Origin of the sequence: Methanocaldococcus sp. (assembly GCF_024490875.1) — an archaeon.
GTDB lineage: Archaea > AGJL01 > Methanococci > Methanococcales > Methanocaldococcaceae > Methanocaldococcus.
Genome location: NZ_JACCLX010000036.1, coordinates 15,329 through 31,705, shown reverse-complemented (window position 1 = coordinate 31,705; position 16,377 = coordinate 15,329). Strand labels below are relative to the sequence as shown.

The window sequence follows — 16,377 nt, the reverse complement described above, 5'->3', positions numbered from 1 at the left end:
TGTAGAAAGCTTCTTCTCCCTCCTTAAACGAAAAACTAAGTCCTTCTATAATAGATTCCCTAATAATTCCAAATTTATTACCATTATCTCCTGGCTTAATTCTTTCGCCTCCATCTATAACTACCTCTTATCCTTATCTTGACAATCTCATGTTAATTATAAAAAAATATAAAAACATAAAAATGATAATTTAAATCTTATAATACATAACATAAAAAGTAATAATAATATTATATTAAACAAAAAATGGTGATGAAAATGGTAAGAAATGCATTAAATGTTGGTGTTGGCCAATCAAGTTCAATATCTGAAGCTGTTGAAATGGCATTAGAAAATATAAATAATCCAAAATTAACGATTGTTTTTGCATCATCTGATTTTGATCCAAATGAAGTATATTCTGTAGTTAGAGAAAAAATCAAAAAAGGGCATATCATTGGAGGAACAACAGCAGGAGAATTTACCAATCTTTATACTAAACCTAAAACAGGAACTGTAGCTGTGATGTGTTTAGAAAGTCCTGCTCTAAAAGTAGGAATTGGAGTGGGGGAGAACATCTCAAAGAATCCTGAAGAAGCCGGAAGAACTGCAATTAATATGGCTTATCAAAACATCATAAAAGATCCTACATTAGCATCATTCGTTTTTTTAGGATTAATGAAATCTAAAAATACTAATTTATTAAATATTAATCCATTTACTACAATATGTCTTATAGATGGTTTACAAGGAGTTGAAGAAGGGGTATTAAGAGGGATGTTATCAAAAATGGGAAGAAGTTCAAGAATAGTAGGAGGTTCTTCTGGAGATGATTTAAAATTTAAACAAACTTATCAATTTGCAGATGGTGTTTATACAAACTCAGTAGTCAATGCATTGGTATGTGGTTTAAAAATGGGAGTAGGAATGAGCCATCCATATGTTCCGACAGATAAAGGGGCTGTAATTACTAAATGTAAAGGAAGAGTAATTTATGAATTAAATGAAAGGCCAGCAGCAGAAGTTTTAAAAGAATTATTAGAGGTTAATGAAATCACCCCAGAAGTGTTGAGTGTCAATCCTTTTGGAGTTAGAACAGGAGATGTTTATGCAGATTATATTATTAAAAGTGCAATATGTGCTAATAAAGATGGAAGTGTTCCATGTTATGCAGAGGTTCAAAAAAATTGTTATCTTACAATGATGACTACTGATAAAAAAACAGCAATTGAAAACTTTAAAAGAGCATTATACGATGCAGTAAAAGATGCTGGAAATCCAGAAGAAATTGGAGCAATTGTTATATTTAACTGTGTTTTGAGACATTTATTAAATGAAAAATTAGGAATATCTGATGTAGAAATTATAAGAAAAACTTTTGGTAAAGATATTCCTGTAATTGGTTTCAATACTTATGGAGAGCAAGGATCTACAAGAGGAGGTTCGATGGGACACTATAATCAGACCTCTACAATATTAGTAATTAGTAAAGAAACTCTCTCACAATGTTAATAAACAATTATTAAATCTAAATTAAATCTAATTTTTATTTTTTAAACAAATTAAATATTTAAAAATATCATAAACCCATATATTTGCTTATATAAATTTATTATAAAATTAAAAAATAGTGCTCCGGCCGGGATTTGAACCCGGGTCGCGGGCTCGAAAGGCCCGCATGATTGGCCGGACTACACCACCGGAGCATATTATAATTTAAAAAAAAGAGTGGCGGACCCGGGGGGATTTGAACCCCCGACCCCCGGCTTAGAAGGCCGGTGCCCTATCCAGGCTAGGCTACGGGTCCTCTTAAAGTAAGCATAAGCACTTCTTACAATAGAAATTACTAATATATATACTTTTCGTTTCATAATTAATAACAAAAATAAAATGGTTAATTATAAATATAACTTTGTAGTAAGATTTTCATTAAACATTAAATGTTATTTTTAGTTTTTTATTTTAATTATTAATCTTTTAAATTATTTTTAATTTTATTATTACTCTTAATGTTTCTTAATCTTTTTTATTTAATAAACTCAAAATAAGAGGTGAATTTAACTATGTATAAGATATTAGAAATTGCTGATATTGTTAGAGTTCCCCCAGAAGAGTTTGGAAATGATTTAAAAGAAACCATAAAAAAAATTCTTATAGAAAAATACGAAGGAAGATTAGACAAAGACGTAGGTTTTATTTTGTCAATAGTTGATGTAAAAGAGATTGGAGATGGAAAAGTCGTTCATGGAGATGGTTCAGCCTATCACCCAGTTGTATTTGAAACTCTTGTGTATATTCCAGAAATGTATGAACTTATTGAAGGAGAAGTAGTAGATGTCGTAGAATTTGGTAGTTTTGTAAGGTTAGGACCTTTGGATGGATTAATACACGTTTCGCAAATTATGGATGATTATGTATCTTACGACCCTAAGAGAGAGGCGATTATTGGAAAAGAGACTGGAAAAGTTTTAGAAATTGGAGACTATGTTAGAGCAAGAATTGTTGCTATTAGTTTAAAAGCTGAAAGAAAGAGAGGAAGTAAAATAGCTTTAACGATGAGACAGCCATATCTTGGAAAATTAGAGTGGATTGAAGAGGAAAAAAAGAAAAATAAAAAAGAGGAAGAATAACTAAAAAGGTGAGGTTATGAGAGCCTGCTTAAAATGTAAATATCTAACTAATGACGAAATATGCCCTATATGTCACTCTCCAACAAGCGAAAATTGGATTGGGTTGTTAATTGTTTTAAATCCAGAAAAATCAGAAATTGCTAAGAAGGCAAATATTAAAATTAAAGGTAAATATGCATTAAGTGTAAAGGAGTAGATAAGCATGTTAATACTCCCAGAAAATTTAAGAGAAAAATTAAAAAAACCCTTTGGAAAAGTATATAAAACATTACCAAATATAGATGGTGATATAGTAACTGTTGGAGATATAGTAACTAAAACAGTAATTGAAAATAATATAATCCCTAAATTATCCATTTTTGATTTAAAAACTCAAAGAACAATCCCTATAAAAATAAATCACAATTTTAAAAAAATTATTAAGATAAAAAATCCTCCTGGTTGTATATCTGATGAGGCAATAGAAAGTATTAAATACCTATCTACCATAAATGATAAAGACATCGCTCTATTAGTAGATGGAGAGGAAGATTTACTAACACTAATTGTTATCAAATACTTTCCTCTTGGAACTTATGTTTTATATGGATTGCCAAATAAAGGTATGGTTGTTATAAAAATAAATGAAAAAATAAAAAAAGAAATTGAAAATTTATTAAAACAATTTATAAGAGTTAATAAAAAATGATAAGAGGGATAAAGTATGGAGATAAAGATATTATCAGAAAGATACAATCCACTATTGAAAAGAAAAGAATACAGATTTATTGTAGATTATGAAGGAGCAACACCTACATTCAAAGATGTTAAATTAAAACTTGCAGCAATCTTAAATGCAAATAGGGATTTATTAATAGTTGAAAAAATTGTTGGAGAATCTGGAATGCAGAGAGTTAGAGGTTATGCTAAATTATATGACAATGAGGAAATGTTAAAGTTAGTTGAAAGAGAACACATTTTAAGAAAAAATAAAATAGAAGAAGAAACAGCAGTTGAGGGGGGAGAATAAATGACAAAAGGTAAAAAAACAGCAAAATACAAATATTACAAAATTGAAGGAGATAAAGTTGTTAGATTAAAGAAGTTTTGCCCAAGATGTGGACCAGGAGTTTTTATGGCTGAGCACTTAAATAGATACTCCTGTGGAAAATGTGGATATATGGAATGGAAACAGCCTCAAAAGAAAGAAGAATAAATTAATTATTTAACTCTTCTTTTAATTCTAATATATTCATAGCCCTCAATATGTCTGTCTTTGATATTATTCCTTTTAAATTGTTATTTTCATCTACAACAAAAACCCTATCAGCATAAACCATCTTTTTTAAAATGTCAGTTATATCAGTATTTTCATCAACTATTACAGACTTTTCCATATAATCTCTTACAGTCCCTTTTTTACTATGTATATTATTTATCCCTATACAACCAATTAATTTTCCATTTTCAACTACTGGATATCCAAAATATTTGTGTTTAAGCATAAAATTTAAAAATTCTTCAATGCTCATATTTGGATCTACACATACTGGATTTGGTGTCATAATGTCCTTTGCCTTAATATTTTTAAAGATTGTTTCAACTTCCACCATTCTACTCTCTTGTTCAGCACCAAAATATACAAACAAACTCACTAAAATTAATATAATATTCATTGATAGTAATCCAAAAATTAACATAGCCAAAGCTAAACTTTTTCCAATATTTGCCGCTATTTTTGTAGATTTTAAATAGCCATATTTTTTTGATAATATAGCCCTTAAAACTCTACCTCCATCCATAGGAAAGGCAGGAATTAAGTTAAAACTACCAAGCATTAAATTTAACAATCCAACTGTATATATTAAAGGATAACCTCCAATATTTATATCAAAAAATTGAGATATAATTAATAAGGAGATTCCAATAATAAAACTAACTATTGGACCAGCCAAACCTATCTTTAGCTCTCCTTCTCTTGGAATTTTATCCATCATCGCTACTCCGCCAATTGGTAGAAGTAAAATTTTCTCAATTTTGACACCATACTTTTTAGCCACATAACTATGCCCTAATTCATGTAAAACGACAGAGACAAACAATAAAATAAATAAAATAGCCCAAAATATATTTTTATTAATCACAGATAGCCCAATTATAATTATTAATAATAGAATAAATGTTATATGTAACTCTATTGGAATTCCCATAACTCTAAATAGTCTTATTGAATAGTTCATAAATTTCCCCTATTGCAATTTTTTAATTATTAAATCTTCAAATTCAATTATGTTATTACCTACTTATATACTTACTAAAATTGGTGACATTATTATGATCCCAGACAGTGAATTTATAAGAAAAGATAATATACCAATAACAAAAGAAGAAATTAGAGCAGTTAGTATTGGGAAATTAAATTTAAATAAAGATGATGTTGTTGTTGATATTGGCTGTGGTAGTGGGGGTATGACTGTTGAGATGGCTAAAAGATGCAAGTTTGTATATGCAATTGACTACTTAGATGAGGCAGTAGAATTAACTAAACAAAATTTAGAAAAATTTAAAATAAAAAACTGTGAAGTTATAAAAGGTAGGGCTGAGGAAGTTTTAGAAAAATTAGAGTTTAATAAGGCATTTATTGGTGGAACAAAAAACATTGATAAAATCATTGAAATATTGAACAAAAAAAATATTAATCATATTGTCGCCAATACAATTGTTTTAGAAAATGCCGTTAAAATTATAAATGAATTAGAAAATAAGGGCTATAATGTAGAGGCAGTTAATATTACAGTTTCATACAGCAAAAAAATCTCTTCTGGACACATGTTTTTAGCAAAAAATCCAATAACAATAATAAAAGCTGTCAGGTAGATTAAGTATGGAGGAGAAAATAACTCTCTCAATACAAAATCCAGAAAGTGTTTTAATTACCTATGTTGATATTTATTTAGGGGATAAAAATGTTTCATTAGAAGTTTTATCTAAAGACACTGCTAAGATAAATCTACCATTTGATAAAGATGATGGAGAAGGAGAGATTATTGTTAAAATTAGATATAAAACTCTCCCTCATCCAAAAAATAATAAGGATAAAAAAGATATTAAAAAACAAAATTATAATATGATGCAAAATCTTAATAAAATTACTAAAAAAACTAATGATAGAAAAAATGATAACATTATAATAGCAGATTCTAAACCAGTACCATTAGAGGATCTTAAAAAGGAAGAGAATAAGAGAAAATTAAGTGATATAATAATTGTCTAATTTATATTTATATCTTTTCTCTAATTGGCTCTAAAATCTTTATAAGTTCCTCAGCTACAGCATTTTTTAAGTCCATTGGATGTAATTTTTTATTTATAAACAGATTTTCCAATTCTTCATAGCTATTTACAGTTATATCTCCTCCAAATTTTTCAGGTCTCTTTATAGTTAAAGGATATTCAAGGAAATATTTAGCAATTTCCATTATTGGATTTTTTTCAATAACTCCAGCAGGACAGTATGCTTTTCTAATTTTTTCTTTAATTGTTTCTGGTGAGTCATCAACAGCAATAAAGTTTCCTTTTGAAGAACTCATCTTACTTTCTCCATCTAATCCAGTTAAAACAGGATTATGAATACAGACAACTTTTTTAGGTAACAATTCTCTTGCTAACATATGGATTTTTCTCTGCTCCATTCCTCCTACTGCAACATCAACATCTAAGTAATAAATATCATTGACTTGCATTATTGGATAGATAACTTCAGCAACCTTTGGATTTTCATCCTCTCTCGCTATAAGTTCCATACTTCTTCTTGCTCTTTTTAAAGTTGTTTTTAGGGCTAATTTATATACATTTAAAGTATAATCTTTCTCTAATTGAAACTCACTACCATAAATATATTTAGCCTTTAAACCCATAGCCTCAAAAACTTTCTTGTTGTATTCTCCTATTTCTCTAATCTCATCTAACTCTCCTTTTTGATTTAGATAGGCATGTAAATCAGCCAATAATATTATAATATCAAATCCAGCATTTTGTAAGTCAATCATCTTTTTAATTTGTAAGTAATGCCCTAAATGTATTTTACCACTTGGTTCAAATCCAATATATGCTTTTTTATTTGTTTTATTTAAAACTTCTTTAAGTTCTTCTTCACTAACTATTTCAGAAGTGTTTTTCTTTATCATCTCAAATGTATCCATCATTACCACCAGAAAATATTCTAATGCAAAACTTTATTATATTAGGCAGTTATATTTTATAAACACTTTATACTAATTAAATGTTATTCCATCGTTGGTGACAATATATGAGAAAAATAATTTCATTTAAGGTTAGTAGTGACCAAGAACTTTTAGATCTTTGTGAAAGATTATCAAGGCTAAAGGTTGATTGCACAATAGAATCAAAAGGAAATCATGTAAAGATCTTTGTATTTGGATTTGATAAAGATTCCTTAAATGAAAATTATAGGACTATAGTAAATTTAATAGAAAAAGTAAGGAGAATGTATAGAAAAGACAAAGAAGGCTTATATAAATATGTTTTATCAGAACTTAAATATCCAGTTAATAAAGATTTGATAATAGATACTCTTAAGACTTTAGGATATAGAGTTATATACTTAGAAGATGAAAATGCAATAAAAACAGACATTGACATTAATAAATTTAATGATATTCTAAAAAATCTCTTTGAACTTTATCAAGAGTTGAGATTTTCAAATCTTGGTTCAAAACCTGTAAAAAATTTAGTAGTTTTAGTATCTTTTATAAAAAACAAACCTATTGAAGAGGTAATTAAAGAGGCCTTAGAAAAAGAATTCCTTAGAGAAGAGGAAGATGGTAGAATAGTATTAAACAAAGATATAAACTTAGCTAAAAAAGATCTATTGGAGGGAGAATATGGAGATAAAGATATTGGAAAGGAAGAATAATTTAGTTGAAATTGAGTTAATAAATGAAGATCACTCTCTACCAAATTTATTGAAAGATATTCTATTAACAAAAGAAGGCGTAAAGATGGCTTCATACTCTATAGATCATCCATTGTTACATCCAGAAACTGGAAGATATATATCAAATCCAAAGATAACTGTAATAACTGAAGATGGTGTAGATCCAATAGAAGTTTTAAAAGAATGTTTGAGAGATATTATAAATATGTGCGATACTTTACTCAATGAATTAAAAGAGAAAATGAATAAACAATAATTTATTAAAATTTTCAATGTTTTCTTTTCAAATCCAGTATACCGAAAATTTTATATACTGTGTATAGTATTTTCTATATACAAATTTTTAATTTTTGTCTTAGAAATTTAGTGAATCTCTCTCTTTTAACTTAAATGTAATGTAATTTCAACTGTAAAATATTTATATAAGATGTCATATAATATTGGTGATTTTCATCAAATTTAAATAATTAAACAAGAATTAAACAAGTTAAACCTCAATAAAGTTATAAGGAGGAGTGAAATATGGACAGAGAAGCGCTGTTGCAAGCGGTGAAGGAGGCTCGCGAACTCGCGAAGCCGAGAAACTTCACACAGTCTTTTGAATTCATAGGAATATTAAAAGAGATTGACATGAGGAAGCCAGAGAACAGAATAAAGGCTGAAGTTGTGCTTCCTCATGGGAGAGGTAAAGAGGCAAAGATAGCAGTTATAGGAACTGGTGATTTAATTAAACAGGCTGAGGAATTAGGATTAACTGCTATTAGAAAAGAAGAAATTGAAGAATTAGGTAAAAACAAAAGAAAATTAAGAAAAATTGCTAAGGCACATGACTTCTTTATTGCTCAAGCCGATTTAATGCCTTTGATTGGTAGATATATGGGTATGATATTAGGTCCAAGAGGTAAAATGCCTAAGCCAGTTCCAGCTAATGCAAATATAGCCCCATTAGTAGAAAGATTGAAAAAAACTGTTGTTATAAACACAAGAGATAAACCTTACTTCCAAGTATTAGTTGGAAATGAAAAAATGACTGATGAACAAATAGTTGATAATATAGAGGCTGTTTTAAATGTAATAGATAAGAAATATGAGAAAGGTTTGTATCACTTAAAAGATGCATATGTTAAATTAACTATGGGTCCAGCTGTAAAAGTCAAAAAAGATAAGAAAAAATAAATAATGGGGATAAAAATGGAAACAAAAGTGAAAGCTCATGTGGCCCCCTGGAAGATAGAAGAGGTTAAAACACTCAAGGGGCTTATTAAAAGTAAGCCTGTAGTTGCCATAGTAGATATGATGGATGTCCCTGCCCCTCAATTACAAGAAATTAGAGACAAAATTAGAGATAAAGTTAAATTGAGAATGTCAAGAAACACATTAATTAAAAGAGCCTTAAAAGAAGCATCTGAAGAATTGAATAATCCAAAGTTAGCTGAATTGGCAAACTATGTAGAGAGAGGGGCTGCAATATTAGTAACAGATATGAATCCATTTAAACTTTATAAGATGTTGGAAGAAAATAAAAGTCCTGCTCCTGTAAAAGGAGGGCAAATTGCCCCATGTGACATTAAAGTTGAAAAAGGTTCTACTGGAATGCCTCCAGGACCATTCTTAGGAGAGCTCAAAAGTGTAGGTATTCCAGCGGCAATTGAAAAAGGTAAAATTGTAATTAAAGAGGACAAAGTAGTTGTTAAAAAAGGAGAAGTAGTTTCACCAAAATTAGCAGCAGTATTAGACAGATTAGGAATAAAACCAATAAAAGTAGGTTTAAACATTTTGGCAGTTTATGAAGATGGAATTATATATACTCCAGATGTATTAAAAGCAGATGAAGAAAAATTATTGGCAGATATTCAAACTGCCTACCAAAATGCATTTAACTTAGCATTTAACATAGCATATCCAGCAAGAGAAGTATTGCCATACTTGATACAGAAAGCATTTATTAATGCTAAGGCATTGGCAATTGAAACAGCATTTATAACAAAAGAAACTGCTGGAGATATATTAGCAAAGGCACAAGCACAAGCGTTGGCATTAGCCTCCAAGTTGCCTGAAGATGCTTTAGATGAAGATATAAAATCTAAATTGTCAGAAGTTGAAACAACTGCATCATCAACAGTTGAAGAGAAAAAAGAAGAGGAGAAAAAAGAGGAAGAGAAAAAAGAAGAAGATTCAGGAGTAGCAGGATTGGCATTATTATTCTAACCGAAAAATATAAATAATTAATAATAAATAGTGAATTGCAAATTAAATATAAATTATGGATAAAACACAAAATACTATTAATATTAATGAAAATGGAGGTGTAAAATATGGAATATATTTACGCAGTATTATTATTGCACAGTGCAGGAAAAGAGATAACAGAAGATGCTATTAAAGCAGTTTTAACTGCAGCAGGTGTAGAAGTTGATGAGGCAAGAGTTAAGGCATTAGTTGCTGGATTGGAAGGAGTTGATATTGAAGAGGCAATAGCAAACGCTGCTATGCCAGTTGCAACTGCTCCTGCAACAACTGCATCATCAACAGTTGAAGAGAAAAAAGAAGAGGAGAAAAAAGAGGAAGAGAAAAAAGAAGAAGATACTGGAGCAGCAATTGCTGGATTGGCTGCTTTATTCGGATAAATCCCTTAAATCTTTATTTTTTATTTTTATACAATATATTTATCAATTTGGATATACAGATATTATATTTATATTTATAAATAATCTATATATATGAGAATTTATAATATGTAAGCCATCTACTAAAAAGGTGAATAATTATGGAACCTGATATAAAAATAGTAAATGTTGTAGTTTCAACAAAAATTGGAGATAATATTGATTTAGAAGAAGTTGCAATGATTTTAGATAATGCTGAATATGAACCAGAACAATTTCCTGGATTAGTTTGTAGATTGTCAGTTCCAAAGGTAGCATTGCTAATATTCAGAAGTGGAAAAATAAACTGTACAGGGGCTAAGAGCAAAGAAGAGGCAGAGATTGCAATTAAAAAAATTATAAAGGAATTAAAAGATGCTGGATTCGATGTTATTGAGAATCCTGAAATCAAAGTTCAAAATATGGTTGCTACTGCTGACTTGGGAATTGAGCCAAACTTAGATGAAATCGCCTTAATGGTTGAAGGAACTGAGTATGAACCTGAACAATTTCCTGGATTAGTTTATAGATTAGACGATCCAAAAGTTGTTGTCTTAATTTTTGGTAGTGGTAAGGTTGTTATTACTGGATTAAAGAGTGAGGAAGATGCTAAAAGGGCTCTAAATAAAATCTTAGAGACAATAAAAGAAGTTCAAGAACTTTAAAATTTAGTGATGAAAATGATTGGGATAATTGACTACAATGCAGGAAATTTAAGAAGTATTCAGAAGGCAGTTGAACTTTATGACAGAGCAATAATAACAAAAGACAGTGAAGAGTTATTAGCGTGTGATAAAGTAATCTTACCAGGAGTTGGGAATTTTGGGAGTGCTATGGAAAATTTATCAAAAATAAAAGAAACATTATATAAAATATTTGATGATAAAGTTCCTTTTTTAGGAATATGTTTAGGTATGCAGGTTTTATTTGAAGAGAGTGAGGAAAAAAAAGATGTTAAAGGTTTGGGTGTAATAAAAGGTAATGTTATTAAATTTAGAAATGTTGAAAAACTACCTCACATGGGTTGGAATAATGTAAAAATAGTTAAAGACAACCCATTATTTGAAGGTATAGAGGATAATAGTTACTTTTATTTTGTTCATTCCTACTATGTAAATCCTTTAAATAAAGAGTATATTATAGGCAAAACTGAATATGGAATTGAATTTCCAAGTGCTATAAATATAGACAATATTTATGCAACACAGTTTCATCCTGAAAAAAGTGGAAAAGTTGGATTAAAAATTATAGAAAACTTCGTTGAACTATTATAAAACTCTTTTATTAATTTCTTGAAGTTTCATTTAAAAAATCGTTTAAAAATAATAATCCACCACCATAATTTACTGCCTTGGGATGAATTGATAAAAAATAAGGCTTGTTTTCAATTTTACTTAATTTGTAATCAATTAATGCAATTATTTCAGCCTCTTTTACTAATATTTTTGGAAGATACCAGGTATATTCTCTATTTATAATGCTAATTACATAAATTTTTCCATTTTTCTTTGTAATAATTTTGTTATTTAGAATTATTGTTATATTCTTCTCTAAGAATAATTTTTCTGCATCTTTTGATATTATGTATCTTGGCGGAATAAAATACTTAATTTTTTTAGGGTTAAAGCCACATTCTTTTAATATTTTAAAGGATTTATTTAGTTTTTCCTCTGCAACTGTTTTATTACAGTTAAATTCATCTCCTATATGATTGTAGGCATGATACTCAATGTGATAACCCTCTTTTTCTAATTCATGCAGATATTTAACAAATTCAGGATAGTTTTTTAAATTATGCTCATTTGCATGATTGACAATCAAAAAAAGATAAGTTCTATTTTGATAATGATATTTATTTATTATTTTTACAATTTTTTTTAAATCTTTAAAATAAACTGGACTAACATCGTGAATTAATATTATTGGCTTATTTTGATTTTTATATAAATTATAATTTGTATTTATTAAAGATGGCAATAAAACTATAAACAGGATTATAATTAATTGAAATAAAATTCTCATAATTTCCCTTATTTTATTAAAAATAAAATTTTATTCTTTTTTCTTTTTAAATCTTGGCATACATAAAATTTCTCTCGCCTCAATATTAAAGAATGTGTTCATATTTGCAGGTTTTATAACCATTGCGGTATCTGCTCCTCTACCAGTCCCTCCTATAGCGATAACCTCTTCTTTAGCTTTTATTAATCCAGCATCACAAGCCATAATAGTAATTTCATAACAAACCTTAACTCCTTGTCCAAAAGTTCTTAATGTCTCGGCAATAACTTGAACAGGACCATAGCCACCTAATTTATTTGATATTCCTCTCTCAACACCACTCAATGCATGAGGTCCTCTAAATACCTTAGCTCCTCTCTTTTTTAATTCCTCCTCAACTTCTTCACTCATTGAAATTATATCTTCCCCATAAAATCCTTGGTGATAAGTTACAACAACCACATTTAAATTTAGATTTTCTTTCTCCAATATATCAAGTAATTTTTTAGCAGTTTCTCCAGTAGATGATGCTACTACAATACTTTTTATATCTCCTTTTTTAGATCTTTCAACTGCTATTTTTAAAGTTTCATCTGTATTCTCTTTTCCAGGATATTCAAAAAGCTTCATATTATCTACCCTTTCTCTTTTTTAAAACTTCATCAACAATTTCTTTAAATACCTCATCACTTATAAATATTCCCTCTTCTCTCTTTTCTTTAACTTTTTTAACTATTTCACATAGCATATCTTTATCATATTCTATACCCATAAGTTTCAATTTATATGCCACTGCCCTACAACCAGAATGCTTACCTAATACAATATTTCTCTTAATTCCAATTTTTTCTGGAAGAAATGGCTCGTAAGTTAATGGATTCTCTATGACGGCATCTACGTGAATCCCACTTTCGTGAGAAAATACAAGTTCTCCAACTATTGGCTTATTCTTTGGTAACTTTATTCCAGAGTATTCTTCAACCATCTTACATAATTCTGGCAGAACTTCCAAATTCAACCTTAAATCAACATCATATAATACAGTTAAAGCCATTACTAACTCTTCTAATGCGGCATTTCCTGCCCTCTCTCCAATCCCATTAACTGTTGTTGAAACTGCCTTAGCTCCTCCAATTAAACCATATATAGAATTTATAACTGCAAATCCAAAGTCATTATGGCAATGAACTCCAATATGAGCCTTTTTTAAATTTTCTTTTAACTTTTTACATATGAACTCCATACTTTGGGGAGTAGCACACCCTGTAGTGTCTGCAATATGAACTCTATCCGCCCCAGATTCTTCAGCAGCTCTATGAACTTTAATTAAATCTTCTATAGGAGTTCTTGTAGCATCTTCTGCTGAAAAGGCAACAAATAATCCATGATCTTTTGCATATTCTACTGCCTCAACTCCCATCTTTAAAATGTCGTCTAAACTTTTACCATTGAATTTATATTTTAAGTGCAATGGGGAAGTGGCTATAAAGGTTATTATTCCATCAACATCACAGTCAATTGCCTTATCTATATCTTTTTTTAATGTTCTACATAATGCTAAAATATCTGCATTCAATCCTTCATTTGCAATTGCTTTAACAATTTCCGCCTCTCTTTCAGAGACAATTGGAAATCCTGCTTCAATTTGGTTTATTCCAAGTTCATCTAATTTTCTGGCTATATTCAGTTTCTGCTCCTTAGTAAAACAAACCCCAGGGGTTTGCTCTCCATCCCTAAGAGTTGTGTCATATATGTAAATATCCTTCAAATCTAACTTTGGATTGTAAGGACAAACAGCCTTCCAATTATTTTCAAATAAAAAGTCCATATATCTCACCATACTATTAAGTTTTTCTATTTCACTTCTATATTTGCTCCTATACTTTTCATCACCTCAACGAAGTTTGGGAATGATATTTTTACAGATTCCTCATTGTCAATTATTGTTTCTCCCTCTGCCTTTAAACCAGCAACTGTAAATGCCATAACCAACCTATGGTCATTGTATGTATTTAATTTAGCCCCTTTTAATTTTTTTACTCCTCTTATTATTAATCCATCTGGTTTTTCTTTAATATCTGCACCCATCTTTCTCAATTCTATAGCACATGCTCTTAATCTATCACATTCTTTCAATCTTACATGTTCTCCATTGAATATTTCTGTTTTTCCTTCTGCAAAGCATCCAAGAACTGCTATGGTAGGAACTAAATCAGGAATGTCTTTAACATCTATATCAATACCTTCTAAGTTATACTCTCCATTAATAATAACCTTATCTTTTTTGACTTTAATATCTGCTCCCATTTCTTTGACAATATTAATTATTGCCTTATCTCCCTGTTTTGAATCTGAAAATAAATTTTCTATTGTTAAATCTGAATTTATTAAGACACCTGCGGCGATTAAATAAGAGGAAGAGGAATAATCTCCCTCAACTATGTAATTTATAGGTTTATATTTTTGATTTCCATAAACTAAAAAGCCATTTTCTGTTTTATCAATTTTTATTCCAAATTTATTTAATATGTCTATTGTTACATCAATATAGGGCTTTGATTTTAATGGAGAAGTTAAAATTATTTTAGTGTCTTCATTATTAAATGGAAGAAGCATCATTAATGAAGTTATAAACTGAGAACTTATATCACCTCTAATCTTTACAACATTTCCTGAAATTTTAGAACTTTTAACTATTACTGGGGCAGTTCCATCCATTTTTGATGAAAATGCCTCTATATTGAGTTGTTTTAATGCATCTAACAATGGTTGCATTGGTCTCCTCCTAATTGAATCATCTCCAGTCAAAATTGCATATCCTTTTGGAATTTGAGAACTGATTGATGTTAAAATCCTTAATGTAGTCCCACTATTTCCAACATCTATTACATTATCTGGTGTCTTTAACTTTCCGCCTTCAACAATCCACTCATCTTTTTTTTTATCTAATATTATATTGGCTCCAAGCATACGACATCCATTGACAGATGATAAGCAATCCTCTCCCCAGAGAGGATTTTTTATTATACTTTTACCCTCTGCTAATGAAGATCCAATAACTGCTCTATGTGTATATGACTTTGAGGGAGGAGATTTAATAGTTCCTTCCAATCTCTCAGTTTTTTTTACTATTAACAAAATATCACCATATAACGATTTATTAATTAGTTTTTTTATAATTAATATTAACTTTAACTATTTAATATTTAATTTGGCTTTAAAAATAGAAAGATAATATAACCTAATAATTAAAAAATAAGAGAAAAATAGAAAAGTTAATACTCAAAATTATTGAGGTTTCTCCATTAATTTTTTCTTGCTTAGTATTCTTCCATCAGGTGCGTGTGGTTTTCTACTAACTGCATCCATTGCTTTTTCTAACTCTCTTGCCTCATCTACTAACTTAGCCGCATACCTCAACATTTCATGAGCAGATGCTACGATAGGAATATATCTCTCTGCCTCTTTTACAATAAAACATCCTTTTACATCTACATCAGCCACTTTTTCAGCGATAACGAAGGCGGCCATTGCTTTTGCCTTTGCATAAGGATTTGTAAATTCCATTGCTTCAACTGCTTTCTCTTCATCAATAACTATTCTTGGCAATTCAACTTGTTTTCCTTCTTTTATTGCTGTAATCATTTCATCAATTGCATTTTGAACAATTCTTAAAACACCTGTTCCCCCTATAATTCTTAAAATGTCTGAATTAAACATTGCCACTTCTACTGGGTCTAAAAACTCTCTTCTTGCTCCAATCATCGCATCGCATTTTATTATTATATATCCCAATCCTTGCTGTTCCATCTCATCCTTAACTCTCAATCCCGGAGCATCTCCAACAATTACTGATGGGATTCCACTCTTACTTAATATTTCTCTTGCTTTCTTTGGTCCAGGAGCCCCTGGGTTTGGACCTACATATATAATAATATCTGGCTTAATTTCATTAACCATCTTATTTGTAACTTCTTCTACTGATTCAGGATCCATCTTAGCCCCACTACCTAACACTCTAACAGCTATATCTTTCCTATCTGCTCTTTCATCCAATGATAAGTCAATTAATGGTGAGATTCCTAAATTTCCACATTTTATTACTCCAATTCTTACTACCATTTATATCCCCTCCCATATCTTGAATTTTCTTATAGATTTTTTTATAACTTATAATAATTTTTGT

General features: G+C 29.5%; 22 protein-coding genes, 2 tRNA genes and 1 pseudogene. 16 read left to right on the top strand and 9 right to left on the bottom strand.

Annotated features, from left to right (window positions below; translation table 11 throughout):
• Together HZY31_RS06595 and HZY31_RS06590 are read left to right on the top strand one after the other, a co-directional pair.
• Positions 1-142: pseudogene (locus HZY31_RS06595) on the top strand (IS6 family transposase); the annotation flags it as partial.
• A 116-nt stretch (positions 143-258) separates the two neighbouring features.
• Positions 259-1,491, top strand: coding sequence for an FIST signal transduction protein (locus HZY31_RS06590; RefSeq protein ID WP_297318625.1), 1,233 nt, complete (start codon positions 259-261; stop codon positions 1,489-1,491).
• Positions 1,492-1,610: 119 nt separating this feature from the next.
• On the opposite strand, the gene HZY31_RS06585 is transcribed toward HZY31_RS06590, so the two are convergent.
• Both HZY31_RS06585 and HZY31_RS06580 read right to left on the bottom strand, forming a co-directional pair.
• Positions 1,611-1,685, bottom strand: a tRNA-Glu gene (locus HZY31_RS06585).
• 23 nt (positions 1,686-1,708) lie between these two features.
• Positions 1,709-1,786: transfer RNA gene (locus HZY31_RS06580), tRNA-Arg, on the bottom strand.
• Positions 1,787-2,042: 256 nt separating this feature from the next.
• Between HZY31_RS06580 and rpoE the strand changes: the two genes are divergently transcribed.
• From rpoE to HZY31_RS06555, 5 genes are read left to right on the top strand one after another with little or no spacing between them, the layout of a single operon-like run.
• Positions 2,043-2,609, top strand: a complete 567-nt coding sequence (rpoE, locus tag HZY31_RS06575; protein WP_297318624.1) for a DNA-directed RNA polymerase — start codon at positions 2,043-2,045, stop codon at positions 2,607-2,609.
• Positions 2,610-2,625: 16 nt separating this feature from the next.
• Positions 2,626-2,805: a transcription elongation factor subunit Spt4 gene (gene spt4 / locus HZY31_RS06570; protein ID WP_214400061.1), complete on the top strand. Its 180-nt coding sequence runs from the start codon at positions 2,626-2,628 to the stop codon at positions 2,803-2,805.
• A 6-nt stretch (positions 2,806-2,811) separates the two neighbouring features.
• Complete coding sequence (locus HZY31_RS06565) at positions 2,812-3,297, top strand: GTP-dependent dephospho-CoA kinase family protein (RefSeq protein ID WP_297318623.1); 486 nt, start codon at positions 2,812-2,814, stop codon at positions 3,295-3,297.
• A gap of 15 nt (positions 3,298-3,312) precedes the next feature.
• Positions 3,313-3,618 (top strand): 30S ribosomal protein S24e, encoded by a 306-nt coding sequence (locus tag HZY31_RS06560; RefSeq protein WP_297318622.1) that lies wholly within the window; start codon positions 3,313-3,315, stop codon positions 3,616-3,618.
• Entirely contained in the window at positions 3,619-3,804 is a 186-nt protein-coding gene (locus HZY31_RS06555; RefSeq protein WP_297318621.1) for a 30S ribosomal protein S27ae, read from the top strand.
• Between the two features lies 1 nt (position 3,805).
• Here HZY31_RS06555 and HZY31_RS06550 read toward each other — a convergent pair whose 3' ends face one another.
• Entirely contained in the window at positions 3,806-4,828 is a 1,023-nt protein-coding gene (locus tag HZY31_RS06550; protein WP_297318620.1) for a site-2 protease family protein, read from the bottom strand.
• Positions 4,829-4,922: 94 nt separating this feature from the next.
• Between HZY31_RS06550 and cbiT the strand changes: the two genes are divergently transcribed.
• A complete protein-coding gene (gene cbiT, locus HZY31_RS06545; protein WP_297318619.1) occupies positions 4,923-5,465 on the top strand; it encodes a precorrin-6Y C5,15-methyltransferase (decarboxylating) subunit CbiT in 543 nt (180 codons plus the stop codon).
• 7 nt (positions 5,466-5,472) lie between these two features.
• Entirely contained in the window at positions 5,473-5,862 is a 390-nt protein-coding gene (locus HZY31_RS06540; protein WP_297318618.1) for a hypothetical protein, read from the top strand.
• A 7-nt stretch (positions 5,863-5,869) separates the two neighbouring features.
• Here HZY31_RS06540 and HZY31_RS06535 read toward each other — a convergent pair whose 3' ends face one another.
• The gene (locus HZY31_RS06535; protein ID WP_297318617.1) at positions 5,870-6,790 is read right to left on the bottom strand and encodes a tyrosine--tRNA ligase; all 921 of its coding nucleotides are present in this window, start codon (positions 6,788-6,790) and stop codon (positions 5,870-5,872) included.
• Positions 6,791-6,897: 107 nt separating this feature from the next.
• On the opposite strand from HZY31_RS06535, the gene HZY31_RS06530 reads away from it, so the two are divergent.
• The 7 genes from HZY31_RS06530 to hisH all read left to right on the top strand — a co-directional run bounded on the left by HZY31_RS06530 (position 6,898) and on the right by hisH (position 11,464).
• A complete protein-coding gene (locus tag HZY31_RS06530; protein ID WP_297318616.1) occupies positions 6,898-7,524 on the top strand; it encodes a DUF2067 family protein in 627 nt (208 codons plus the stop codon).
• Entirely contained in the window at positions 7,493-7,801 is a 309-nt protein-coding gene (locus HZY31_RS06525; RefSeq protein WP_214400052.1) for a DNA-directed RNA polymerase subunit L, read from the top strand. Before HZY31_RS06530 ends, HZY31_RS06525 begins: the two co-directional genes overlap by 32 nt.
• A gap of 266 nt (positions 7,802-8,067) precedes the next feature.
• Positions 8,068-8,721, top strand: coding sequence for a 50S ribosomal protein L1 (locus HZY31_RS06520; RefSeq protein ID WP_297318615.1), 654 nt, complete (start codon positions 8,068-8,070; stop codon positions 8,719-8,721).
• Between the two features lie 15 nt (positions 8,722-8,736).
• On the top strand, positions 8,737-9,753 hold the full coding sequence (locus HZY31_RS06515) for a 50S ribosomal protein L10 (protein WP_297318614.1): 1,017 nt from the start codon (positions 8,737-8,739) through the stop codon (positions 9,751-9,753).
• 107 nt (positions 9,754-9,860) lie between these two features.
• The gene (gene rpl12p, locus HZY31_RS06510; RefSeq protein WP_297318613.1) at positions 9,861-10,172 is read left to right on the top strand and encodes a 50S ribosomal protein P1; all 312 of its coding nucleotides are present in this window, start codon (positions 9,861-9,863) and stop codon (positions 10,170-10,172) included.
• A 140-nt stretch (positions 10,173-10,312) separates the two neighbouring features.
• The gene (locus HZY31_RS06505; RefSeq protein ID WP_214400048.1) at positions 10,313-10,855 is read left to right on the top strand and encodes a TATA-box-binding protein; all 543 of its coding nucleotides are present in this window, start codon (positions 10,313-10,315) and stop codon (positions 10,853-10,855) included.
• A 15-nt stretch (positions 10,856-10,870) separates the two neighbouring features.
• Positions 10,871-11,464 carry an imidazole glycerol phosphate synthase subunit HisH gene (hisH, locus tag HZY31_RS06500; protein ID WP_297318612.1) on the top strand — a complete coding sequence of 198 codons (594 nt, stop codon included), beginning with the start codon at positions 10,871-10,873 and terminating at the stop codon, positions 11,462-11,464.
• A 10-nt stretch (positions 11,465-11,474) separates the two neighbouring features.
• Here the strand turns inward: hisH and HZY31_RS06495 are convergent, their stop codons facing one another.
• The 5 genes from HZY31_RS06495 to HZY31_RS06475 all read right to left on the bottom strand — a co-directional run bounded on the left by HZY31_RS06495 (position 11,475) and on the right by HZY31_RS06475 (position 16,313).
• Positions 11,475-12,212 carry a DUF2334 domain-containing protein gene (locus tag HZY31_RS06495; protein ID WP_297318611.1) on the bottom strand — a complete coding sequence of 246 codons (738 nt, stop codon included), beginning with the start codon at positions 12,210-12,212 and terminating at the stop codon, positions 11,475-11,477.
• A gap of 30 nt (positions 12,213-12,242) precedes the next feature.
• Positions 12,243-12,821 (bottom strand): pyruvate kinase alpha/beta domain-containing protein, encoded by a 579-nt coding sequence (locus tag HZY31_RS06490; protein WP_297318610.1) that lies wholly within the window; start codon positions 12,819-12,821, stop codon positions 12,243-12,245.
• Between the two features lies 1 nt (position 12,822).
• Positions 12,823-14,019 (bottom strand): homocitrate synthase family protein, encoded by a 1,197-nt coding sequence (locus HZY31_RS06485; protein WP_297318609.1) that lies wholly within the window; start codon positions 14,017-14,019, stop codon positions 12,823-12,825.
• A 26-nt stretch (positions 14,020-14,045) separates the two neighbouring features.
• Positions 14,046-15,329, bottom strand: coding sequence for a 3-phosphoshikimate 1-carboxyvinyltransferase (gene aroA / locus HZY31_RS06480; RefSeq protein ID WP_297318608.1), 1,284 nt, complete (start codon positions 15,327-15,329; stop codon positions 14,046-14,048).
• A gap of 150 nt (positions 15,330-15,479) precedes the next feature.
• Positions 15,480-16,313, bottom strand: coding sequence for a F420-dependent methylenetetrahydromethanopterin dehydrogenase (locus HZY31_RS06475; protein ID WP_297318607.1), 834 nt, complete (start codon positions 16,311-16,313; stop codon positions 15,480-15,482).
• Positions 16,314-16,377 lie beyond the last annotated feature (64 nt).